The following is a 24,166-nucleotide window of genomic DNA, read 5'->3' as shown; positions in this document are numbered from 1 at the left end:
TATACGCCATTGGGTTAATAATTTTAAAACAGAAACCTATCTATTTTATTAATTAACTTTCAAACCTTGCCTTAATGAAATTGCTTAAGCAAACTAGTTGGGCTAATAACCTGATTATCTGTTTCGGCACGCAAATTTATAGGTTTATCCGGAAAATAAAGCATCTAAATTAAATACTATTAATTGTGGCGCGAATAAACCGATCTTTGCCAAACATATCTTTTAATATTTTAATTGTTTTATAACCCATCTCCTGCAACATAAGCGTAAGACTGGCAGCTTTATTCTCGTTTATTTCAAAATACAAAATACCGGTTGGTTTCAGCAAGGTTAGGGCTTGGATGGCAATTTGCTCGTAAAACTGTAAGGCATCCTCATTGGGCACAAAAAGAGCCAAGTGCGGTTCAAAATCAATTACATTGGCGCGCATTAATCTTTTTTCCTGCTGTAACACATAGGGCGGGTTACTCACAATAATATCAAAGCTGCGAGGTGGTAAATTTAACGGACCGGCTAAAATATCCTGCTGAAGCCATTTTACAGGCTGCTGGTACTTTAAAGCATTGTGTTGGGCAACAGCCAGCGCTGGCTCCGAAATATCTAATCCGTACACAGCTTGAGCCTTCAGGTGCGCCGATAAGGCAATGGGAATACAACCGCTGCCGGTACAAATATCCAGCACCTGTAGATTGTGGCCGGCAATATTTTCTTTAATAATAATATCTACCAGTTCTTCGGTTTCGGGCCGCGGAATTAGTACAGCCGGCGATACTTTTAGTTCCAGTCCGTAGAAATGAGCCGTTCCCAATACATATTGCAAAGGCTCGTGCTGTTGCAGGCGGCTAATTATTTTTTCAACGCTGAGCCAGGTTTGTTCGTTTACCGGAGTTTGACGTTCGGTGCTCAATTGCAACCGCGTAAGCTGCAATACGTGTTCGGCAACCTGCATAGCTAGGGCATCAGCCTCTGGTTTTTCGTAAATATTACTAATGGCGGTACGGATATGGCTTATGAGATCTTGGATATTTTTCACGCAGCAGGTAAGGGTTCCTGTTTCCTTTTATAATTTTGTAAAAATAAGAAAGTCAAGTGACATCCTCCGACGAAATATTTATGCGCCGTGCCCTGGAACTGGCTTTACTGGGCCAGGGCAAGGTGGCACCTAACCCCATGGTTGGTTGCGTAATTGTACACGAAAATAAAATAATCGGCGAAGGTTGGCACCAGCAATACGGCGGACCGCACGCCGAGGTTAATGCCATTAATGCCGTAGCGGATAAAAGTTTGTTGCCAGCCAGTCGGCTTTATGTAACCTTGGAGCCTTGCTCGCACTACGGCAAAACGCCGCCCTGCGCCGATTTATTAATTCAACACGGCGTTAAAGATGTAGTAATCTGCAATACCGATCCTAACCCTTTGGTAAAAGGTGCCGGCATCCGGAAATTATTAGCTACTGGTTGCCAGGTGCACGTAGGTTTATTAGAGGCCGAAGGACTGGATCTGAACCGTTTCTTTTTTACTTACCATACCCAGAAGAGACCTCATATATTATTAAAGTGGGCCGAAACCGCCGATGGCTTTATTGGTAAAACAGACGGCACCAAGCTTTGGATTTCGAATAATTTATCTAAAAAACTGGTGCACAAATGGCGCACTGAATTACCGGCCATAATGATAGGCACCCGCACCGCGTTAATAGATAACCCCCAACTAAATACCCGCGCCTGGACCGGAAAAAACCCAACCCGGATTATTCTGGATAAAGATTTACAACTACCCGCTTCTTTAAATTTATTCGACCAAAGCCAACCCACCCTGGTTTATAATTATAAAAAACAAGAAACTTTGCCTAACCTGGAATGGGTGATGTTAGATAAAAACGAGGATTTAATACCCGCTCTGCTGCACGATTTATACAAACGCCAACTGAATGCCGTTTTAATAGAAGGGGGTGCGGTATTGCTGAATAGTTTTATTCGGGCGGGCTTATGGGATGAAGCCTGTGTATTTAAAAGTAACGCTAACCTGGCAGATGAAGGCATCTTGGCACCCATTTTGCCCTTAGCCTTGTTAAAACACGTGAGCCACGTAGCCTCCGATAAACTATTAATTTATTTAAATAATCAGACAAAATTACCCGAAACCGGGGAAGCATAGCCCAGTTCACTTTTAAAAAGCAGGTTAAAATATTACCATGGCAGACTCAATAATAATAGATAACACCTTAACCAAAGAAGAAAAATACCAGGCTTTGCTGCCCCAAATAGAAGCGCTGGTAACCGGCGAAACAGACTTAACGGCCAACCTGGCAAATGTGATGGCAGCTCTAAAATATAGTTTAGGTTTTTTCTGGGTGGGCGCTTATTTGGCAAAAGAAGGCGAATTGGTGTTAGGGCCTTTCCAGGGACCGGTTGCTTGTACCCGTATACCGTTTCATAAAGGCGTTTGCGGTGCCAGTTATACCCGCAAAAAAACCATTCTGGTGCCCGATGTAGAAGCTTTTCCGGGCCATATTGCCTGCAGCAGCGACTCTAAATCAGAGATTGTAGTACCGGTGCTAAAAGACGGCGAAGTAAAAATGGTGCTGGACGTAGACAGCAATAAACTGGATGATTTTGACGAAACCGACCGAATTTACCTGGAACGGCTAGCTGATTTAATGGCTGGTTGGTTTTAAGTTGAATTGGACGTTGGTAGCAAGTAGCAGGTAACAGGATTTAAGATTTATTTGAATATACCTAAAAACAAGAGAGCCGCTTTCTGAAGGAAGCGGCTCTCTTGTTTTATTAACTTTCAAAAATATTTATCCAACTACCCAATACCTGCTACCAATATCCAACCTCAACATCCAACCCTACCCAAAGAAAGAACCGGTTTCGGTTTTTATTTGCGCAATAACGGTTTGGCCGCCTTTGGTCTTCTGCCCGATGGTAACTTTAACCTCGGTATCAACGGGCACAAAAACATCTACCCGCGAGCCAAACTTAATAAACCCGAACTCCTCGCCCTGCGATACTTCGTCGCCTTCTTTCACATACCAAACAATACGGCGGGCCATAGCGCCGGCAATTTGCCGGAATAAAATATCGGGACCGGCGGTAGAGGAAACTACTACGGTGGTGCGTTCGTTTTTGGTGCTCGATTTAGGATGCCAGGCTACAAAATAATTACCCGGATGATATTTGAAATATTTAACCACGCCAGCTACCGGATTGCGCGTAATGTGCACGTTTATCGGCGACATAAAAATAGATATTTGCTTACGCACATCGTTGAAGAACTCTGGTTCGTGCACATCTTCAATTACCACCACTTTACCATCGGCGGGCGCAATAATTAAATCTTCGTGCAGAATTAAATTCCGGAATGGGCTGCGGAAAAACTGCAGCAACAGCAGGAAAACAATAACCGATATGGCCGAAAATATTTTATTAAAAGTAACGTGAATGGCATTAAACTGGTACAGCAACAGATTTACGACTAAAAGCCCGAGCAAGGTAAATAGTAATATCCTGCGTCCTTCCTTGTGAATTTTCATGTAACTTTGGTTAACCCGCTCCCTATAAACGTGATATCCTACCTAAATAGTTAGGATATTCTGTGCCGGCACGCAAATTAAAGGGTAAAATATGAATTTTAAAATAGACTTTGCTGCCGCTCCTGTATTTCTCAAGTTAGGTTTACTTTACCCGTAGCCTAAAATATTCCGAATAGCCTTGCCTAAAGTGCGTCCTGCAATTACGGAATATATACCGGCTTTAATGAAATACTTTTAAAAATGCCACTACAAAAGGCGTTATCATAAGTAAACTATCGAACCGATCGAGGATGCCGCCGTGGCCTGGTAACAAACTACCGGAGTCCTTAATCTGCATGCTGCGCTTTAGCATCGATTCTACTAAATCTCCGATTACCCCAAACACCGACACAATTAGGCCAATGCCAATCCAGGCGGTTAGGTCTAAATCCTGAAAAAATAAAGAAAGCAAATAAGCTACGCCCAGGCAAAGCAGCGTGCCACCCAGCCAGCCTTCCCAGGTTTTGCCCGGCGAAATGCGCTCGAATAATTTAGTGCGGCCAAATGATCGGCCAAAAATATACCCGCCCGTATCGGCCGCCCAAATTAAAAATATAGTACCCAGAATAATGTGCCAACTATAATAATCATTGGGAAAGCCCAATAAAATAAGCAGGGTAAAAGGCATGGCTACGTACATTACGGCCAGCAGGGTAAGGGCAATATTTATAAAAGGTTGCTGCTTTTTCCGGTAAAGTTCGGCTACCAGGCACAATAACATAACCGGCGGCAGCACAAACAACACCGAGGCGGCTATAAAATCTTTCTGAATAAGAAAAACCAGCACGTACAAACCGGCGCCTAGTATTAAGCCTATATTATGATTTGGCTCGAAACCCTTGGCGGCAATAATTTTATAAAACTCCAGCATTCCCAAAACGGTCAGGCCCAGAAATAAGGCCCCAAACGTCCACTCGTTAAACCAGATACTGCCGATAAAAACTGCGCCGCCTAAAATACCGGTTAAAACCCGTAGCTGCAGGTTTGATAAATTAGCTGATTTAAAACTCATGAATAACTGTTTAGGTATTTTTGTTACGGGTTTTAAGTACGTAAATAATATTAAAAAATAGTATCTGTTTCGGTTGGGTTATTTCCGGAGGTTGCCGGCATGGTTTTAAATTGCTGCCACAAATAATACAGCAACCCAGCGGTGGCTATAACGGAAAAAATAATGCTTTGGATGGGCATGGCTTCTTCGGTATCTATCTGGTAGGTAATAACTTTGCGCTGGAGCAAATACATGAGCAATACCGTGAAGCCATTGTTTACAAAATGCCCGATAATGGGCACCCAAATATTGCCCGACCACCAGTACAAATATCCGAGCAAGGCACCCAATAAAGTGCGGGGCAGCATGCCGTAAAATTGCATGTGAATGGCGCCGAAAATAATGGCTGTTACCCAAATACCTACGTGCGGCTGCCGAAACCAGCGGATTAGTTGGGTTTGCAGTACACCCCGGAATACCAATTCTTCGCCAATGGCCGGAATTAAAGCAAATACCACCATGCCCAGCACAAACTGACCTACCGAATCGAACTTGATTAAATAATTGGTTAACTCTTTTAAGGCTTCTTCTTTTTCTTTCGCCCACAACTCAAACCCGTGCAAAAAGTCTGGCAAAACCATATGGCTATTAATATCTATAAACCAGGAGTTTAGCGGCATAATAACCACAATAAGTAAAGCCGAAAGCAAAAACAATAAGGCCGGCACGTGCCATTTCGGCGATAAATACCGTTGCAGGTTAACTCCCGTAGCCACCAACAGCATTACAGGCCCCAAAGTAAACGCGCAGAAATGCGAAATGCCTTGAAATAAATTAACTGCTACTTTGCCGTTGGGGTAATCGGCCGGGTTTTGTACCACGTTGGCTAAATCTTGTAACCCGTAATTAAAAAAGCCATACAGCACCGATAACGAAATAAAATTGCCTACAAAAAAGCCTCCCAGCATAAACACCAGCAGCAACATAATATAATAAACCGGATGCATATTTTGCGGAATGAAACCTTTCATGGGTGTGTTTGAGTTTAAAATGACGTAAATTTACCCTAATTTTTAAATATCGCTACGCGTGGCACAAATTGGAAATATTACTTTACCAGACTTTCCGCTGTTATTAGCCCCCATGGAAGACGTAAGCGACCCGCCATTCCGGGCCGTTTGCAAAGCCAACGGGGCCGATTTAATGTATACGGAATTTATTTCGTCGGAGGGTTTGATACGGGATGCGGCTAAAAGCCGGCAGAAACTAGACGTGTTTGATTACGAGCGGCCCATCGGCATTCAGTTGTTTGGTTCCGATGTGGAATCGATGCGCGAATCAGCCGAAATCTCTACCTTGGCCGGCCCAGATTTAATTGATATTAATTATGGTTGCCCGGTAAAAAACGTGGCCTGTAAAGGTGCGGGTGCGGCTTTGCTGCGCGATATTCCCAAAATGGTAGAAATGACCTCGGCAGTGGTAAAAGCTACGCACTTACCCGTTACGGTTAAAACCCGCTTGGGCTGGGACGATGCCACTAAAAATATTACCGAAGTAGCCGAACGCTTGCAAGATATTGGCATTCAAGCATTAACCATCCACGGCCGCACGCGCGTGCAAATGTACAAAGGCGATGCCGACTGGACCTTAATTGCCAAAGTAAAAGAAAACCCGCGCATAAAAATACCTATTTTTGGTAACGGCGACATTGAAACCCCGCAAAAAGCCCTGGAATACCGGCAGCGCTACGGCGTAGACGGCATTATGATTGGCCGCGCTTCCATTGGTTATCCTTGGATTTTTAGAGAAATAAAACATTATTTCGAGACCGGCGAAATATTGCCGCCGCCTACCTTGCAAGAGCGCATGGAAGTTTGCAAAATGCACTTTACCAAATCGCTGGAGTGGAAAGGCGAACGCTTGGGAATATTTGAAATGCGCCGGCATTACACCAATTATTTCCGGGGTTTGGCTAATTTTAAGCCTTACCGCATGCGCCTGGTCCAAACCGAATCGCCGGAAGAAGTTTATAATATTTTGGATGAAGTAGCCGGTTCGCTGGTTTATGCCGATTAATTTCTGTACTTAAATTTATTAAGTTATCAATTCTTCCTCTTCTGCCAGTCGGGTTCCTGACCAAGCAATGGCCTGGTTTATTTTGCTGTTTCTCTCCCTGGTCTGGGGCACTTCTTTTATTTTAATAAAAAAAGGGCTGGCGGTATTTTCTTCGGATGAACTGGGAAGTGTGCGTATTACCATTGCTTGCCTGAGTTTACTGCCTTTTGCTTTAAAAAATATTAAGCAAGTACCGCCCGATAAGTGGAAGTATATTATAGGCAGTGGCTTTGTAGGCAATTTATTTCCGGCTTTTTTGTTTGCTTACGCCGAAACCAAATTAGCCAGCGGCCTGGCCGGCGTATTAAACTCACTTACGGCTTTGTTTACGTTAATTATTGGGGCAATATTTTTTCAGCAGAAAATTGCCGGCTTGCGTTTAGCCGGTATTTTAATTGGTATTGCGGGTACCGCAATTTTAATATTTGGCGGAGGCTCCCAGGCAACAGGTACGAGCAATGCTTTTTTCGGAATATATGTGGTAATTGCCACCGCCATGTATGGCCTTAGCCTGAACCTGATTAAACACCGCTTACAAGGTATTCCGGCCTTGACGATGGCCAGTATGGCTTTGTTTTCGGTGGGGCCGCTGGCTTTTGGTTATTTGTGTACTACTTCGTTCTTTTACAAACTTGCGCACGTGCCCGGCGCTTACGAAGCTTTGTTTTATATTGCTTTATTAGCCATATTCAGTACCGCCATTGGGTTAGTATTATACAACCGGCTAATTCACCTGACAAATACGTTGTTTGCGAGTTCGTCTACTTATTTAATGCCAATTGTGGCTTTATTATGGGGCGTGCTCGACGGGGAACAAATATTATTAATGCATTATATTGGCATGTTGGTTATTCTAGCCGGCGTTTTAATTGTAAACCGCAGTCGCTGATTCCAAACCCAGCTAAAAAGCAGAAGCGCCGTTTAGAATATCTTAATATTCTAAACGGCGCTTCTGCTTTTTACTTCTTACACTTCTGCTATGACACGTACTGATATGCTATAATTTTTTAGTGACAGTAAATCTTCAAATAGATATTATTAGAAAATAAAGCAACAAGATTACACCATCAGCAGAAACAAAAACTGATAAGAAAATTAACTAGTCTATCATCACCCCTTCTTTGCCTTATTAAGAGAGTCATACTCGTTAACTACATTTTCAACATAATGTTCAATATCTTTTTTTGATTTGGTATCAGCCTTAATATAATCTATTATCATCTCGTAAGCCATCAAGGACCTTGGTAAAGAGAATACTTTTATCTCTTTTTCTGACAGACTTCTTTCAAGCTTCTTTTCTAAAGCTTTTAAAATGGCATTTGTGAAGCTTTTATCTAATTTATCCAAATCTCCTAAGTTTGTATTACTGCCAACTGGTAATTATTTTATTACTTCCGAAATAGGCTTACCAATACTGCCGCTCGGTGCCTGAATACGCAGCAAGGCAGCTACCGTAGGCGCAATATCCGACATGTGGGTAGGACGGGTAAGTTTGCCGTGGTTAATGCCCCAACCCATCCAAACCAACGGAATGTGTGTATCAACGGGGCTCCAGGTGCCGTGCGAGGTACCGGTAGCGTTGGCCGAACCGCTGTACCAGCCTGGTTTCATAAATAATTGTATAACTCCGCTGCGCTCCGGGTGGTTGCCTTTTAACATCCGGGTCCGGAGTTCGTCGGGGATGCCGGCAGTCTGCACATCTTTTACATCTATGGCATATGCCACGCCTTCTTGTTTTTCCATAAACTGCACGCAATCTTTCCGGATAGCTACTTCATCTAACTTATTGCTGGCAATTACCGGATTATTCAGGTTTACCTGGTAGTTACTGAGGCTTAAAACAATTTTACCTACTTTGTATTTAGCTTCCAGCATATTATTTAGCTCCTTTAACTGAGCACTAGCAGGCCAGAAACCGCCCGGGATTTTATTATCGATCAAAAAATTAGGATTGTGCGATGCTCCGTGATCGGCGGTTAGGAAAACGGTATAATTACCTTTGCCCAGCGTTTTATCCAGGGTAGCAAAAAAATCGGCTAGCTCCCTATCCAGGCGCAAATACATATCTTCTACCTCAATGGCATTAGGGCCAAACCGGTGGCCAATATAATCTGGGGTAGATAAACTTACTGCCAGAAAATCGGTTACATCGCGTTGGCCTAGTTGTTCGTTTTGGAGTGCGGCTTTGGCTAAATCTAAGGTTAAGATATTGCCAGCCGGTGTAGAGCGAATAATGCCTACGCCTTTGGTACGAAATAATTCAGAAGTTTTTACCGGAAATACCGGACCAGCTGAGGCCACAAAGGCACCTTCGTAGCGGGTATTATCGGGGGTGCTTTGCACGTAAGTAGTTATGGGGTAAAGCGTAGTCCAGTCTTGTTGCAAATATTTTTCCGGTAATTTCTGAGCGTTAAACTGCTGCACCCAGGTTGGTAGTTCTTTCATGTACCAGGTGCTGGTAACCCAATTGCCACTGGCATCATCGAACCAATAAGCCGCATTAGCACTGTGGCCGGCCGGCAGAATAGAGCCCCGGTCTTTTAAGGCAATGCCAATTACTTTAGACCGAAAATTAGTAGCCAGCCGCAGTTCATCGGTAATGGTGCTAGCCAGCATGTTGCGCGGCGACATCTTGCCGGCTGCGGCCGTCGTGCCTACTGGTTCTACCGAATTATCTTCGGTGCAATACATAGATTTGCCGGTGGCCTGTATAATAAAATCGTTGCCGGCAATACCGTGTAAGGCCGGTACCGAACCGGTGTAAACGGTGCTGTGGCCAATAGCTGTAACCGTTGGTAAATAATCAATATTGGTATTTTCGCAGGTAAAGCCTTCGTTCAGCATGCGCTTAAAGCCGTTCTCACTGTAGCGGTCGTAGTAACGGTACAGAAAATCCCAGCGCATTTGGTCTACCATCAGCCCCACCACCAACTTAGGCCGGGCCAGCGTATTTACGTTCTTTTTTGTTTTCTTTTGAGCCGAAGCCGAAATAATTAAGGCAAAATAAAAGAGGCAAATTAATTTTAATCTCATGCGAGCATTTTTAAACTACCAGTAAAAATAATTTTGAGTTAAAGGTAAATAAGTAAGTTAAAACATAAAAGGATAAATATGCAGGCCCTTGCCGCTGGAAATAAGTAAAAACTGTTTTAGCAACAGGTAAAGCTATTGCCAAAACAGTTTAATAAATTTAACAAAACTTAAAGCAGGTATTAATCCTGTTTGCCTACTTGCTTTAAACCCAAATAGCATTTAGGTTTACAGGGCTTGTTGCATTATTTTTTACCACCGTAGGTTAATTCTACTAAAATCGGGAAATGATCGGAGGGAAATTTACCGTGGTAAGTATCGGTTAAAATGCCCCACTTGTTAACCTTAAAATGATTGGTAACAAAAATATGATCGATAATCTGTTCGCCATCTAACTTACTGCCAAAGGCATTAAAAGAAGCATTGCTGGCATAAGGGTACTGCACTTGTTTGTAGGTATCTTTTAACACACCGGAGTTGGCAATTGTCTGGTACCACTCGCTGCTATGGTCGCCGTTAAAATCGCCGGTTAAAATTACCGGTTCTTTGCCCGCGATTTCGGCTATTTTCTGCAATATTAGTTTGCTGCTTTCACGGCGGGCTTCTTTGCCCTGGTGGTCGTAATGCACGTTAAATACATAGAACTTCTTTTTATTTTTAATGTCTTGTAAATAAACCCACGAAGCAATGCGGTTGCAGCAGGTAGCATCCCAGCCCAGCGAAGGTTTATCGGGGGTTTGGGATAGCCAGAAATCGCCTTTATTCAGGAGTTTAAACTTATCTTTCTTGTAAAAAATAGCAGAGTGCTCGCCTTTTTCTTTACCATCATCGCGACCCAGACCGTAACGGGCATAAACCGGTAAAGCATTACTAATATCGTCTAGTTGGTTCTTCAGGGCTTCCTGGGTACCAAAAATATCAAAATCATGAAAACGAATTAAGTTGGCCACTACCGGCGCGCGGTCGGGCCACAGGTTACCTACGTCGTTGGTATTGGCATACCGCACATTATAAGAACCAACCCTAAGCCCCTGTGCCAGGGTCTGAAAAACTACAAATAAGATTAAAAACAGTGATAGCGCTATTTTTTTGATATTCATCAGGTATTATTAATTTGTTTTAAGATCTAATTTATTTAAATATATCGCCCGAAAGTATGTTTGTGACTGATTAAAGCAAAGGAAATAATTTCGAGCGATATATTTAAATATTTACCAACCTGTATTCTGTCCGAGTTTAGGGTTTGTTAGTAAATGCGTTTCCGGAACCGGATAGAAATATTTCTTTTCTTCCCATTTCCGAACAATATTAGGTAACCAAACAATTTGCCCACTGGTACCATTTGTTAATTTATAAGATTCGGTAGCTACGTTTATGTAGTTAACGCCGTTAATTTGGCTGGCTGGCGCTTGCGTGTAAAAATATACGTCAGGCGTACCGTCTTCATTTAAGTCCATTAATTTATTTGCTTCGGGCACGTAAATACCGGTCCAGGGCATTTCCATCAACTCACCTCGTTTCCACCGGATAATATCATAAAACCGGAAACCTTCCAGCGCCAGTTCAATACCTCTTTCGCGGCGAACCTCTAATATTACAGGGTCTGAAATACCAGGGAAATAGGTTGATTGCAAATAGGGATCAGCCACGGTAGGCAACGCAGACAAACCGCCGGTAATACCAGCCCGGCTGCGTAAGGCACCAATTGTTTTGGTCCAATCATCAGTGGTAAGCGTGCCTAATTCTGCTTTTGCTTCGGCGTAGTTCAGTAATATTTCGGCATACCTAAAAATTGATACGGCATTGGTATTGTTGTTACCGCCATCAATAGCTACATTATCTACACTCCATTTAATGGGTTGATAACCGGTATACGTGTAGGTAAAAGCGGGTGGCGCGGGCACCTGGTTGCCGGCGTTAACTCTTTTATAACTACCTGTCCGGATGGTTTGGGCAAGCCGCTTATCTCTGCCTTTTACTTCGTCCATAAATGTTTGGGTCTGGTAATCGGCTTCATCTGTAAAAGGGGTACCATCAATATTTAAGTAGGTATTAATAAAGGGCCTTATAAAGCTGAAACGGGTACCGGTAGTAGCACTGGTAAAATACCAGTTAGCGGCATGTCTTACATTTAAAGCCGTACTCGATACAACAGCCAGTATTACTTCAGAAGCAACCGGAGCATCGCTGATAAATAATTGCCGGTAAGATAAATCAGTACCTCCTCCTTTATACAAACTATATCGGCCACTATTCATTACAGTTTCTGAAGCATCGGTTGCGGCGGCCAGCCAGGTAGTAGCAGTATTGGCCAAACCTTTATCTGTATGATATTTCCGGAAGGTTCCTTCGAACAAAGCAATCCGTGATTTTAAGGCTAGTGCCACATCTTTGGTTATTAAAGTCCGGGAAGATTCATTAACCGTCCGGATGTTAGCAATGGCGTAGTTGATATCGGCCAGTACACTATCCATTACCAGCGTTCGCGGATCGCGGCTTCCGTAAAGTTGAGGGTCGGCTACATCCAAAGGTTTGTTTATCCAGGGCACTTCGCCGTATCTTTTAACCTTTTCGAAGTAAAACCATGCTCTGAAAAACCGGGCTAATCCATTGTAATGTTTTCTTACTTCGGGCGCAATTTTGGGGTCTTTATTATTTTCCAGGAAAAAATTAATGTTCCGCAAAGTTCCCCAGCCCCAGTTCCAGTCGGAGCCCAAAGCAACCATATCGTAACCGGAAGCCGAAGTATTATCGGTGGTTCTGGAGGTATACACATTGCCGGCTCTCAGGAAATCGGGCGCATTCCGGCGGGCCGAGTAATCCGATATGGCATCGGCCTGGTGAATATTATTGGCGCTGGGCAGCCAGTCGTAGAATGAGTTGGCATATAATTGCAAGCCGTTCTCACTGCCAAATACAGCGCCTTTGTTGGCGGTATCAACCGGCACTTCTTCCAGGTCGCAACCCAGCAGCACCGTACATATTAAAAAAAGCCAGCGGTAACTATTCTTTATAAAATATTTATTTTTCATAACCATGTATTTAGGAATAAGAAATTAAAAAGTGACGGATAACCCCAGGTTCACACTTTTGAGCATAGGATAATTATAACCGTCGCCGGCGTTGGAGCTGGAAAAAAGCTGGTCTGATGGTGCCGTTGCATTTTCTACATCCACGTTATCCAGAATTTTGTAAAGCGGCGACCAGGTCCAGAGGTTTTCGCCGGACAAATAAATGCGGGCACCTTTTACTACTTTAAGCCGCGCCAGCATATTGGGTGATAAATTATATCCTATCTGAATATTTTTCAGACGCAGATAAGCCGCATTCATTACATATTTGGTTTGCTGTTCGCGCAACGTACCACCGGCCCGGTTAGCTAAGCGCGATACGTATCTGGGGAAAAATGAATTTGGATTCTCCGGTGACCAGATATTACCATCTTCCAGGTGCCACTTAGGAATATCGCCATAAGGCCGGTTATACTGGCCCCAGAACACATTCGACTCGGCCTGCGGATACCAATCCTGCTTGCCTACACCTTGGAAAAAAGTGGAGATGAAAAAATTGCTCCAATCGGCGCCTAAGTTTATACCATAAGTGTAACGTGCCGCTCTATTACCAATAATTACCCGGTCGCCAGGGTTAGCTACGGTATTATCGCCGGGCGTTATTTTGCCGTCGCCGTCTACATCTTTAAACTTAATATCGCCGGGTAAATATTCGCCTCGGGCGGTAGAAAGAAATAAACTCTGGCTGGCGTGGTTTTTAATTTCGTCGGCAGAGGTAAAAAAGCCTTCGGTTACGTAGCCCCACATTTCACCAAGCTTCATGCCTTCGTAGTAATCGTTCAGGAATTTATTGGGGTTATTATACTTTAATATTTTAGATTTATTATCGGCCAGGTTAAACCCAACCCGGTAATTAAATGGTTTAGAACCTACCTGAAATTGGTCGCGCCAGTTCAGGTTTATTTCCCAACCGGTAGTCTTTAAATCGGCATAATTACCTCTGGGCGAAGTTGCTCCAAAGATGGCCGGCAAGGTCATGCCAATGGTATACATATCGGTGGTTTCCCGGATGTAGGCATCGCCGGCAACTTGTAATTTTCCCGAAATCATGGCCAAATCAACGCCAAAATTAGTGGTAGTGGCTGTTTCCCAGGTTAGGCCGCTAGGTAATACGGTAGGTCGACTGGTTTTTTGGGGTAAAATTCCGTTTAGTATTCGGCCGGATTGGGTTATATCAAAAGTTTCCTGAAAGGCATAAGAACCAATATTACCATTGCCGAGAGAACCATAGGAAGCCCGGAATTTTAAATCCGACACAATATTATCGGGTACTGGCCAGAAAGGCTCTTGCGAAACACGCCAGCCCACCGAAACCGACGGGAAAAACGCATATCTTTCATCGGCGGGGAATTTAGACGAACCATCGTAGCGGCCGTTAAATTCTACTAAGTAACGGTCGTTAAATATATAGTTTAACCGGGAGAAGCCCCCAAATATCTGCCATCTTTCGTATCCGCCGGAAGTAAGAATAGATTGACCTAACGCTAAATTTATATCGCTCGCATCTTCAAAAATAAGTCCGTTCCGCTGCGTTAAGTTACGCTGAAACGTAGACTGCTCGTAGTTGGTACCCACCATGGCTTTAAAATAATGTTTATCCCGGAAGGTGTTTTCGTATTCGGCATACAGGTTAGATGCATTATAGTTGGTGCGGTCATTTACGTTCCGGATATCGTTGTACTGAGTACCCACGTACTCTACTACGCCTGGCGCGGTGCTGTAGGGTACCTGTACCCGCTTTGTAAATTCATCGTTAAATATTCGCTGAAAGGTAAAATTCCCGATTACCCTGATTTTATCCTGGAATACTTTTGCTTCAAAACCGGTGGTATTGCGGAGAATACTTCTTTTAGTATCGATACCATTTTTTCCGTAGTAAAAATCGCCTACAGTATAAGCAGATGAATGGGTAAGCGTTCCGTCGGGGTTAAGCATAGGCGCCAGTACGTGTCCTTCATCGGCAATATTGCGCCAAATACCGGTTCCCTCGCCCACGTTTAGCGGGTTATGATAATTCCGGTTAGAATAATCGAAGTTGTTGTTTACCTGCAACCATGGGTACAATTCAATAGAGCCGCGAGCCCGCATATTATAGGTTTCAAAGTCATCAGAATTATAGCGGAACAAGCCCCCCTGCCCTAAATAACGGCCCGAAACTGCGAAATTAGCTTTATCGGTACTTCTGGAGAGTGAAATATTATGCTGGTTAGAATACAGTTGGTCTTTGTATAAATGCTTGTACCAATCGGTACTCTCATAATATACATATTTGCCATCAGGGCCAACCTCCGTTTTGGGGAGGCTCGGGTCTTTAGATCTTCTTTCTAATTCCTTCAGGTATTCCTGCGAAAAAGTAAGCGTTTTATTAACGTTTTGCGGATAGGTACCTTCCCAATTATAAAAAGACTCGTTAAACTTAGTAGCCCACAAAAAGCCATCTGTAACATAATTAGGCAATACCGTAGGTTCTTTTGCCCCAAAATTGGCGTCGTAGGTAATAGAAAAAGCATCTTTCGTTGGCGTTTTGGTAGTAATTAGCACCACGCCAAAAGCGCCTCTGGCCCCGTAAATTGCTGCCGAAGCCGCATCCTTCAACACCGAAATTGAAGCAATATCGTTCGGGTTAAGCATACTCGGGTCGCCTTCTACGCCATCAATTAATACCAGTGCACTACCACCCTGCCCAATAGAAGTAGTACCTCTAATATTAATGCTTGGTGAGGCATTGGGTTTGCCATCCATCATTCTGATGTTCACATTGGGCAATACCCCCTGCAATCCTTGGGTTGCATTGGGAAGCGGGCGGTTCTCGAAGGTTTCACTGCCTATCTGATCTACCGCGCCGGTTAAGTTCCCTTTTTTCTGGGTACCATAGCCCACTACTACTACCTCTTCCAGCGATTTTGCATCGGGGAGTAGTTTAATATTTATAGAAGTTCGGTTATTAATAGCTACTTCCTGGGTAGTAAAACCTATAAAAGAAATTACTAAAGTATTAGCGCCACTGGGTACTGGTAAAGCAAAGTTACCGCTTGGATCGGTAGTGGTACCATTATTGGTACCTTTTACCAGTACGGTTACACCCGGAAGCCCTTCCCCCATTTCGCCGGTAACTTTACCGGTAATATTTTGCGCTTGTTGAGAAAGGGCAGCAATGCTGTAACATAAAGTCAGCATTAGCAATAAGCCGGGTTTCCATCTAAAAAAAGGTAGCGTAAAGTTTTTCATAAGCATCATTGTTTTTGAATTAAAACTATTTTGAAATTAAGCCGGGCAAATCTGCGATGGTGTAGCAGTTATATTTAGTAGTTAAAGTTTAATGGTACTTAGTATAATAGCTACTAAGTACAGCCTATTTAACTAAATATTATTCTAGTTTTACTATTAAACCTACTTCTGCTTTTATATAAGTAGAATTACCTATATGCTAGCTTAATATAAATAATAATATTAATAAATTCAAAAATTTTAATAATGCAGCGTTTCTTTTCTAAAAAAATAGAAAATGTATAAAATATTTATCTCGCCCATGTTGCCAAAGCAAATGGATTAATAAAAAAGATATTCTTTATTTTAGTCTGTTAAAGAGAAGTATTATTGGAGGATGCGGCCTGGTTAAGTTTGCTGTGGCGGTTACCGTAAAAGAAATAAACTACTAAGCCCAGTCCTAGCCAGATTAAAAAGCGGCTCCAGTTGGTTATGCCCAGTTCGGTCATGAGGTAGAGGTTGGTAATAAGCCCCAGCACCGGAATAAGCGATAAATTGCGCAGAAAGGAAAGAATGGTAATAACTATACAAAATATAATAAACCCAATCATCGGAATTTTGTGCTTAAACACGTCCCAACCCTGTTCCTCGCCGTTGCTTAAACTAAAAAAACTTTGCAAACCGGCCTGGTTAAAACTATAAAGCAACACTATTAAAGCCACCATCAGCAGCGGCACAATATATTTACTATTGTAATACGGCACTTTAAACCCGGAGCGGCCTTTGTGCTGACCGGTACTATCCATGAGCAGAATGCCCCCGCACACCAGTACAAAAGCAAACAAAGTACCAATGCTGGTGAGATCGGTTACTTCGGTCAGGTTCATAAACAAAGCGGGCACGGCCACTACAATACCGGTAATAATTGTAGAAAATGAAGGTGTTTTATGGCGCGGGTGCAAACGGGCAAAAACTTTCGGCAGCAATCCATCGCGACTCATCGACATCCAGATGCGCGGCTGGCCCAACTGAAACACCAATAAAACACTGGTCATGGCAACAACGGCACTTACGGCCACTACCCCCGAAACAAAGTCTAAGTCTACTCTTTCAAAAACATACGCCAATGGGTCGCCAACGGCTAATTCCTGAAACGGCACCATACCGGTTAGTACCAGGGCCACCAATACATACAGCACCGTGCAAATAATTAACGAATAAATCATGGCCCGGGGCAAATCGCGCTGCGGATTCTGGCATTCTTCGGCGGTTGTAGAAATAGCATCGAAACCGATGTAAGCAAAAAATACAGCCGATACACCTTTTAAAATACCGCCTACGCCGTTGGGGGCAAACGGGCTCCAGTTAGCCGGCGTAACGTAAAATATGCCTACTAATATTACCAGCACAATTACCAGCAACTTTAACAGCACCAGCAAATTAGCCGTTCGTTTAGATTCTTTAATGCCAATATAAACCAAGTACGTAATGGCCACCACAATTAATAAAGCCGGCAAATCGGCTACCAGGGGCAGGTTACCCAGGCGGGGCGCATTGGCCCAGGCCTGATGTGCAGCTTGCAAATTAGGTGTTAAGTTGGCAAAAGCTGTTCCGCCGGCCAGCAGGGCTTCGGCTTCGTCAAAACCGCGGGAGGCACTCAAAAAATCCATGGTTAAGTAAGCCGGTACGTGCAGGCCCACGCCAGCTAATAAACCGGTAAAATAATCGGACCACGAAATAGCTACGGCAATATTGCCAATAGCGTATTCCATTAATAAATCCCAGCCAATAATCCAGGCAATCAGCTCGCCGAAAGAAGTATAAGCGTAAGTGTAGGCGCTACCGGCTACGGGTAAGGTAGAGGCAAACTGCGCATAACACAACGCCGAAAATGCGCAGGCAATAGCCGTAAAAATAAACAACAACGAAACACCTGGTCCGCCGGCGGCACTGGCATTGCCAATGGTACTAAATATACCGGCGCCAATAACGGCCGCAATTCCCAAAGCAGTCAGGTCGCGCAGGGTTAGGTTCTTTACCAGGCTTATACCGTGTCCTTCTTGTCCTTCGGCCTGTAAATCGGCCAGCATTGTATTTATATCTTTCTTCCGGAAAAGCTGTCTGAAACCCATGAACCCGCTAATTTGAGGCAAAAGTTAAGGAATAAATTAGAAAATACGGCGAATTTAACAACTACCAGCCTTAGTTAGATGCAGCCTAAAGTTATTTTTTAAATTTATTTAAAACAGCCGTTATCCGGTTTAGATTATATTGGGCAAAGAAAGTGTGTATTCAGGCCAATTAAAACTACTGGTTTTAGCCTTACCGATTAAGTAATAACCGGAAAGTAGTGCCTTTGCCTACCTCCGACCATTTTACAAAAAGTTTGCCGTCGTGGTAGTTTTCGATGATGCGCTTAGCCAAGGCCAAACCTAAACCCCAGCCCCGCTTTTTAGTGGTATAACCCGGCAAAAACACATCGTTTACTTTGGCTTTGGGAATGCCTTTACCGGTATCGCGAATATCAATGGCAATATTATTTTTACCGGCGTAAGATAAAGTCAGGTCTATTTTGCCTTTGCCTTCCATGGCATCAATGGCATTTTTGCAGATATTTTCGATTACCCACTCAAACAACGGAATATTTACCTTGGCGGGCGTATCGGACGGGAACTCGGCTTTAATCTTAAATTCTACTTTTTTAGACACCCGGTTTTGCAGGTAAGCAATCGCGTTTTCGGTTACCCGCAATATATTTTCGTCTTTTAAGGCCGGCACCGACCCAATATTGGAAAAACGTTCGGTAATAATTTCGAGGCGTTTTACGTCTTTGCCCAGTTCTTCCACAATGGGTTCATCGGCAAACTTAGAACTGGCTTTTAAATATTCGTACCAGGCCATAAGCGACGAAAGCGGTGTACCCAACTGGTGCGCAGTTTCTTTGGCCAAGCCCACCCAAACCCGGTTTTGCTCGGCTTTGCGCGAATAACTAAACGTAAAATAAGCCATCATAAAAAAACAGGCCATAACCGTTAGCTGCACATAAGGGTAGTAGCGCAGTTGCACCAGCAGGTCAGAATCTTTGTAAAATATATAGTTTTTGTTTTCGCCAAACGTTACCACAATGGGTTCGTGCTGCGCTTTCATACGCACTATTTCACGCCGGAAAAAGGCTTCTTTCCGGCTTTCCGGCATATTAGGCGGCAAATTCAGGTTAAGTGAGCTAATAACCTGCTCGTTGGCATCTGTTAAAATTACCGGCACCGATTTATTGGCCGTTATTACTTCTTCCAGAATAAAAACCAGGTTATCTTCGCTGCCCGTGTTGCGGGTCATAAACTCTTGCCCTTTGGCGTATAAATCAATAAGTTGCCGCTCGCGCTCGGTTAACTTAGAAACCAGAATATTGGTGTAAACCACCGTAGCAGTACCAATAATTAAGGCCACCAAAAGTAATAATAATTTTATTCGTGACTTTTGAGAATAAATTGGGAGCATTTTTTGTTAGGTAAATAGCCGCGAGCTTTAAGCTTTTGGTATTTTGTTAATTTTTGTAAAAATAAAATATTACTTATAGCAGAAGCACTAAATAAACGTATTCATACTATAAAAGTATATGTATGGTATAAAATTAGCTTGGCTATAAATTTTATAATTCAAAGTTCAATTTCCGGCACTTATTGCTGCTTTTTTGGCATTGGGCTTAATAAATTAGAAATAAAAGAAAATTTAGTTTTACTTTACCATAACTAGCAGTTAATTTTGCAGGCTTAGTTTTAGGACTTGAATATGCTTCACAACTTCAAGGCAGTAACCTTATCATACAAAAAAGCGCCTTTAGACATACGGGAGCTAATTGCATTAGACGAATCAGCGTGTAATCAATTTTTGCGTACCCTTAAAGATTTCATTCAGGCCAGCGATATTCTGGTACTATCTACCTGTAACCGCACCGAGGTTTATTATACCGCCGATGTAGATTACAGTCAGGAAATTATAAAGCTGCTGGGTATACAAAAAGGTATTGCGCATATTACCCAATATTTCGATTATTTTACCATTATTAATACCCACCACGATGCCGTACAACATTTATTTGATGTAGCTATGGGCCTGGAAGCCCAGGTGGTCGGCGATATTCAGATTTCGAACCAGGTAAAGCAGGCCTACCAATGGTCCGCGGATAACGAAACAGCCGGACCGTTTCTGCACCGTTTACTGCATACTATTTTCTTTACCAACAAACGCGTAGTGCAGGAAACTTCTTTCCGCGATGGTGCCGCTTCTACTTCTTACGCTACCGTGGAGCTGGTAGAAGAACTTACCAACGATATTGATAACCCGCGGATTTTAGTAGTAGGCATTGGCGAAATTGGGGCCGATGTTTGCCGGAACCTGAAAGACTCGGCGCTGAAAAATGTGGTAATTACCAACCGCACCAACGCTAAAGCAAAATTACTAGCCGAAGAATGTGGTTTTGAAGTATTGCCTTTTGAGAACCTGGTACAAGGCCTGAAAGAAGCCGATGTTATTATTTCGTCTATTTCGCGCGACTCACCTTTTTTTACCGCCGAAATGATAAAGCGGCTGAATGTGCTGTCTTATAAATTTTTTATTGATTTATCGGTGCCCCGCAGCATTGAACCCGAAGTAGAAAATATTCCGGGCGTGCTGGTATATAACATAGATACTATTCAGAACAAAGCTACGGCGGCGCTGGAACAACGTCTGGCTTCGGTGCCCAAAGTAAAACAAATTATTTCGGAGTCTATTGAGCAGTTTCAGGACTGGACCAAAGAAATGGTTGTTTCGCCAACTATTCATAAGCTTAAAAATGCGCTGGAAAATATTCGGCAGGAAGAACTAGCCCGCCATTTAAAGAAATTAACGCCCGAAGAAACCAAGCTGATAGACGATGTTACGCGCAATATTATGCAGAAAATAATTAAACTGCCGGTATTGCAACTAAAAGCCGCCTGCAAACGCGGCGAAGCCGAAACCCTGATTGATGTGCTGAACGATTTGTTTAACCTGGAAAATCAGCCGGAACCAACGCAGAAATAAATATATTTACCGATACTAAAAAAGGCGGCCGGGTTTAAAAACCTTGCCGCTTTTTTTGCGTCCTATTTTTAGTACCACTTCTTTGTATTACCACTTAAATTTGTGGCCAAATTTCCTAAACCACCATTGTTATGACTTTCCAGAAAAAATATGTACTCGTTTATTTAGTAGTTGCCACTTTTATAATTATAGCTAATTACGGTGCCCACGCCCAGCAGGTAATTCCGGATTATAAGCTTAAAACCAATATTTCTGCTTTAAATAATTCTTTGGAATATATTGTGCAACTGCAACCCAAACGGTTTGAGTACAACACCCAACAGTTCCGGCATTTGCAGCTACCGGCTGGCGGCTCTTACGGTTTTATTTCAGAAGAATTTAAGCAAGTAATGCCAAACCTGGTTAAAAACGAAGTTAAGTTTTATAACACCGGCAAAAACAGTCAGGCGGCAGCAGTAATCCCGATGGTGGAGATGGAGAAATTAGTACCCTTACTGGTGGGCGCCATTCAGGAACAACAAGCCATGATTCAGAAGCTACAGGAAGAACTCGCCTCGTTAAAACAAAATATGGCGCCGTAAGGAACAGAAAGGTACAGGCATTTTACCTAATATTTGTGATACCAGGTTTATTAGTTGCTTTTAGAAAAACACGAAAAAAGGGCTGCAAATAATCACAGCCCTTTTATAGAAAATCTGGTGATACATCAGATTACATGTCGGTACAACACTCTTCCAGGCAATCAATCACATCAATGAGTTTCGGGATAGACAAAGAATAATAAATCTTTGTACCCACCTTAAAAGATGAGAGCACCCCTTTGTCTTTGAGTGTAATTAAATGCTGTGAGGCAATTGCTTGTGGCAGGTCCAGGTACTGGTAGATCTCGGTCACGGTCATCTTCTCCTCTTTTCCTAAAAGATCCACTATAGCCAGCCGTTTGGGGTGCGCCAATACTTTCAGCATCGAAGCAGCTTTGTCGATCTTTTTGGACTCAACCCTGGACAATAAATTTCGCATACTCATAATTCAAAACAATTTAACACATCATTACTTACAACACTCACTACTTACACGTCAAATGAAACAAGTGCCACAATCCGCCGTATTATTTGCCTTATCTGTTTTACTAGCAATCAGTTCCTCCAGACACTCAAATACTAAATTAGTTAGCGGTTAAAGCCGGGCACCGCACTGGATGGAGTCGACTTAGCATACTGCCTGTTTACGCATAAAAATAACAATTGGATATATAAAATACTAAATACTTATAGATTTTTATATATAGCTGCCTAAAAATAGCAAAAAATTAATTTAAAAAAGCAATTTTTTTTGCAATTTATTGTCTGTCAAGATACTTACGGTCAAACACCACTCAAGTTTACAAAAAAATTCATCTATGTAAATATTTTAAAAATGAATTTCTTTCGTGGTACATGTAAATTTTCTAATACTTTAACTATAACCAGCTCTTTGCAACCTGTTTGGCTCTTATTAGCCAGTAGCAGGCAAACCCCAATTATAGTTTATGGTCCGGCAGCCGCTAAGCATCATACTTACAATTGCTTAAAATTACGGTAAAAACGGCGCTTAAAAGAAATTATTGCTTCTAGCAACTGCTGCCATAATTTCTGCTATTTTTACTTAATATACCGGTAGTACGCCTGCTTGTGCAATTAATAAAACCACTCCGGCATTAATTAATCTATAATCAAGCATTAGCGATGCCCACCTAATACCGAGCCCAGGATAGAACCAAGCCCACCGCTGTTGTAGCCTTGTTGCCGGCCCAAACCGCCTAACACTCCCATTAAAGACCCTAAACCGCCACTTGCCGGCTGTTGCCCGGCACGCCCAGGCTGCGCGGACTGGTTACCGCCGAGAATGCCACCTAAATTGCCTAAACCACCCATATTACCAGCACCGCCACCCATAACACTGCCTAATAATCCGCCTAGTAAGTCGCCGCCCATACCGCCACCGGTGTTGCCGGTACTCCCTTGCCGGCCCGCTAATACTTTAGAAATAATTATCGGCGCTAAAATTCCTATTAAACCTTGCATCATGCCGCCGGTAGGCACACCTGCCTGCCCTAAAGAATTGGCTAAGCCCGTTCGTTGCAAAAAATTAGGATCGGTGGGGTTTTCGCCGTGTTGCTGGGCTTCTTCGGCTTTGTGTACAAATTGCTGCAACGCGCCAAATTGTTGCTGGTTAATATTCAGGTATTGCGCCATTTCCTGAATTTTGCTTTGCTCCTGTGCATCCAGTTTACCATCGGCTTTGGCAAAACTCATGACATCGGTAATAAAAGAAAACCGCAGTTCGCTGTTTTTTAAAATATCTAAACATTGCCGGATGCTTATATTAGAAGAATCGTGCGCAGCCGCTACTACTTCTTGCTGTCCTTCGGCGGATAAGCCCGCCGATTGGGCAAGCAACGTTAAAAACTGAACTTCTTCCGGAGAAGCCACCCGGTCGGCGGAAGCTACACTGGCAATGGCTCCTAAATAAGCGGCTTTCTCTTGCTCTGAATAATCTTTTAGTAATTGGGGTTCCTGCTCATTCATAATTTATCGGTTTAAGGGTGTTTACAATTGGAGCTATACTTAACGCAGATAAAAAGTAAATGTGACGTTATGGGAAAACACAGGTTGCCTGCTAAAGTTAATTTGTAGGAAAGGTGAATATTAAAATAATTGGGGTGATTATCTTTTGAAAGATTACATCTTTCAAGGTGAAGGTGCTAACTGTTAGCTTCCGTCTAAGATTGCTCTAGCCCGCGAGGGCCCGTTTGGTCATTCGGGCTGCTCATCTTTCCTTTCCTCCTCCGTCGGAATGCTGCGCACCGGAAACCTGAAAGGCCCTCATCGCCCAAACTAGTGTAGTATGCTTCGTAGCTACTGCCTTCTCCTAATGATAAAGAAAATAATACGTTGAATTTAGATTAATTCGCTTAATCATGGCATCAACTTACAACTTGTAATAGCTTATTCCACTCCACAGGGAAATTAGGGTGGATGTATTCCTAATTCACTTGGTTATTAAATAATATTTAAGCGGATAAATATTAAAATAGGGTAAAATTTTCTGCTACGAGATTTAGGATGCTGA

19 protein-coding genes are annotated in these 24,166 nt (G+C 42.9%); 6 read left to right on the top strand and 13 right to left on the bottom strand.

Annotated features, from left to right (window positions below; translation table 11 throughout):
* Window positions 1-169: 169 nt before the first annotated feature.
* Window positions 170-1,033, bottom strand: coding sequence for a peptide chain release factor N(5)-glutamine methyltransferase (prmC, locus tag F0145_RS14815; protein WP_150089247.1), 864 nt, complete (start codon window positions 1,031-1,033; stop codon window positions 170-172).
* 56 nt (window positions 1,034-1,089) lie between these two features.
* Here prmC and ribD point away from each other — a divergent pair, with 56 nt between their 5' ends.
* Complete coding sequence (ribD, locus tag F0145_RS14810) at window positions 1,090-2,157, top strand: bifunctional diaminohydroxyphosphoribosylaminopyrimidine deaminase/5-amino-6-(5-phosphoribosylamino)uracil reductase RibD (protein WP_223816082.1); 1,068 nt, start codon at window positions 1,090-1,092, stop codon at window positions 2,155-2,157.
* A gap of 37 nt (window positions 2,158-2,194) precedes the next feature.
* Window positions 2,195-2,677, top strand: a complete 483-nt coding sequence (locus F0145_RS14805; protein ID WP_150089245.1) for a GAF domain-containing protein — start codon at window positions 2,195-2,197, stop codon at window positions 2,675-2,677.
* 177 nt (window positions 2,678-2,854) lie between these two features.
* On the opposite strand, the gene F0145_RS14800 is transcribed toward F0145_RS14805, so the two are convergent.
* The 3 genes from F0145_RS14800 to F0145_RS14790 all read right to left on the bottom strand — a co-directional run bounded on the left by F0145_RS14800 (window position 2,855) and on the right by F0145_RS14790 (window position 5,599).
* Window positions 2,855-3,538: a phosphatidylserine decarboxylase family protein gene (locus tag F0145_RS14800; protein ID WP_150089243.1), complete on the bottom strand. Its 684-nt coding sequence runs from the start codon at window positions 3,536-3,538 to the stop codon at window positions 2,855-2,857.
* Between the two features lie 220 nt (window positions 3,539-3,758).
* Entirely contained in the window at window positions 3,759-4,589 is an 831-nt protein-coding gene (locus F0145_RS14795; protein ID WP_150089241.1) for a phosphatidate cytidylyltransferase, read from the bottom strand.
* 50 nt (window positions 4,590-4,639) lie between these two features.
* Window positions 4,640-5,599 (bottom strand): CPBP family intramembrane glutamic endopeptidase, encoded by a 960-nt coding sequence (locus F0145_RS14790; RefSeq protein WP_150089239.1) that lies wholly within the window; start codon window positions 5,597-5,599, stop codon window positions 4,640-4,642.
* A 58-nt stretch (window positions 5,600-5,657) separates the two neighbouring features.
* On the opposite strand from F0145_RS14790, the gene dusB reads away from it, so the two are divergent.
* A complete protein-coding gene (dusB, locus tag F0145_RS14785; protein WP_150089237.1) occupies window positions 5,658-6,644 on the top strand; it encodes a tRNA dihydrouridine synthase DusB in 987 nt (328 codons plus the stop codon).
* A 67-nt stretch (window positions 6,645-6,711) separates the two neighbouring features.
* Complete coding sequence (locus tag F0145_RS14780) at window positions 6,712-7,572, top strand: DMT family transporter (RefSeq protein ID WP_150089235.1); 861 nt, start codon at window positions 6,712-6,714, stop codon at window positions 7,570-7,572.
* Window positions 7,573-7,793: 221 nt separating this feature from the next.
* On the opposite strand, the gene F0145_RS14775 is transcribed toward F0145_RS14780, so the two are convergent.
* The 7 genes from F0145_RS14775 to F0145_RS14745 form a co-directional block, all read right to left on the bottom strand.
* Window positions 7,794-8,030, bottom strand: a complete 237-nt coding sequence (locus F0145_RS14775) for a hypothetical protein (protein ID WP_150089233.1) — start codon at window positions 8,028-8,030, stop codon at window positions 7,794-7,796.
* A gap of 33 nt (window positions 8,031-8,063) precedes the next feature.
* Window positions 8,064-9,716 (bottom strand): alkaline phosphatase PafA, encoded by a 1,653-nt coding sequence (gene pafA / locus F0145_RS14770; protein ID WP_150089231.1) that lies wholly within the window; start codon window positions 9,714-9,716, stop codon window positions 8,064-8,066.
* Window positions 9,717-9,958: 242 nt separating this feature from the next.
* On the bottom strand, window positions 9,959-10,813 hold the full coding sequence (locus F0145_RS14765) for an endonuclease/exonuclease/phosphatase family protein (RefSeq protein ID WP_190277559.1): 855 nt from the start codon (window positions 10,811-10,813) through the stop codon (window positions 9,959-9,961).
* 111 nt (window positions 10,814-10,924) lie between these two features.
* On the bottom strand, window positions 10,925-12,745 hold the full coding sequence (locus F0145_RS14760; protein ID WP_223816081.1) for a RagB/SusD family nutrient uptake outer membrane protein: 1,821 nt from the start codon (window positions 12,743-12,745) through the stop codon (window positions 10,925-10,927).
* A gap of 24 nt (window positions 12,746-12,769) precedes the next feature.
* Window positions 12,770-16,012 carry a SusC/RagA family TonB-linked outer membrane protein gene (locus F0145_RS14755; protein WP_223816080.1) on the bottom strand — a complete coding sequence of 1,081 codons (3,243 nt, stop codon included), beginning with the start codon at window positions 16,010-16,012 and terminating at the stop codon, window positions 12,770-12,772.
* A 353-nt stretch (window positions 16,013-16,365) separates the two neighbouring features.
* Window positions 16,366-18,123: an amino acid permease gene (locus F0145_RS14750; RefSeq protein WP_150089225.1), complete on the bottom strand. Its 1,758-nt coding sequence runs from the start codon at window positions 18,121-18,123 to the stop codon at window positions 16,366-16,368.
* Between the two features lie 190 nt (window positions 18,124-18,313).
* On the bottom strand, window positions 18,314-19,489 hold the full coding sequence (locus tag F0145_RS14745) for a sensor histidine kinase (protein WP_150089223.1): 1,176 nt from the start codon (window positions 19,487-19,489) through the stop codon (window positions 18,314-18,316).
* Between the two features lie 291 nt (window positions 19,490-19,780).
* Between F0145_RS14745 and hemA the strand changes: the two genes are divergently transcribed.
* The gene (gene hemA / locus F0145_RS14740; RefSeq protein ID WP_150089221.1) at window positions 19,781-21,055 is read left to right on the top strand and encodes a glutamyl-tRNA reductase; all 1,275 of its coding nucleotides are present in this window, start codon (window positions 19,781-19,783) and stop codon (window positions 21,053-21,055) included.
* Window positions 21,056-21,186: 131 nt separating this feature from the next.
* Window positions 21,187-21,636, top strand: coding sequence for a tail fiber domain-containing protein (locus F0145_RS14735; protein ID WP_150089218.1), 450 nt, complete (start codon window positions 21,187-21,189; stop codon window positions 21,634-21,636).
* A 130-nt stretch (window positions 21,637-21,766) separates the two neighbouring features.
* Here F0145_RS14735 and F0145_RS14730 read toward each other — a convergent pair whose 3' ends face one another.
* Together F0145_RS14730 and F0145_RS14725 are read right to left on the bottom strand one after the other, a co-directional pair.
* On the bottom strand, window positions 21,767-22,021 hold the full coding sequence (locus F0145_RS14730) for an ArsR/SmtB family transcription factor (protein ID WP_223816095.1): 255 nt from the start codon (window positions 22,019-22,021) through the stop codon (window positions 21,767-21,769).
* Window positions 22,022-22,773: 752 nt separating this feature from the next.
* Window positions 22,774-23,622, bottom strand: a complete 849-nt coding sequence (locus tag F0145_RS14725) for a TerB family tellurite resistance protein (protein ID WP_150089216.1) — start codon at window positions 23,620-23,622, stop codon at window positions 22,774-22,776.
* Between the last annotated feature and the right edge of the window lie 544 nt (window positions 23,623-24,166).

Source organism: Adhaeribacter rhizoryzae, assembly GCF_008629685.1.
In the GTDB taxonomy this organism is placed as follows: Bacteria; Bacteroidota; Bacteroidia; order Cytophagales; family Hymenobacteraceae; genus Adhaeribacter; species Adhaeribacter rhizoryzae.
This window is presented reverse-complemented; position numbering and strand designations above follow the sequence as displayed.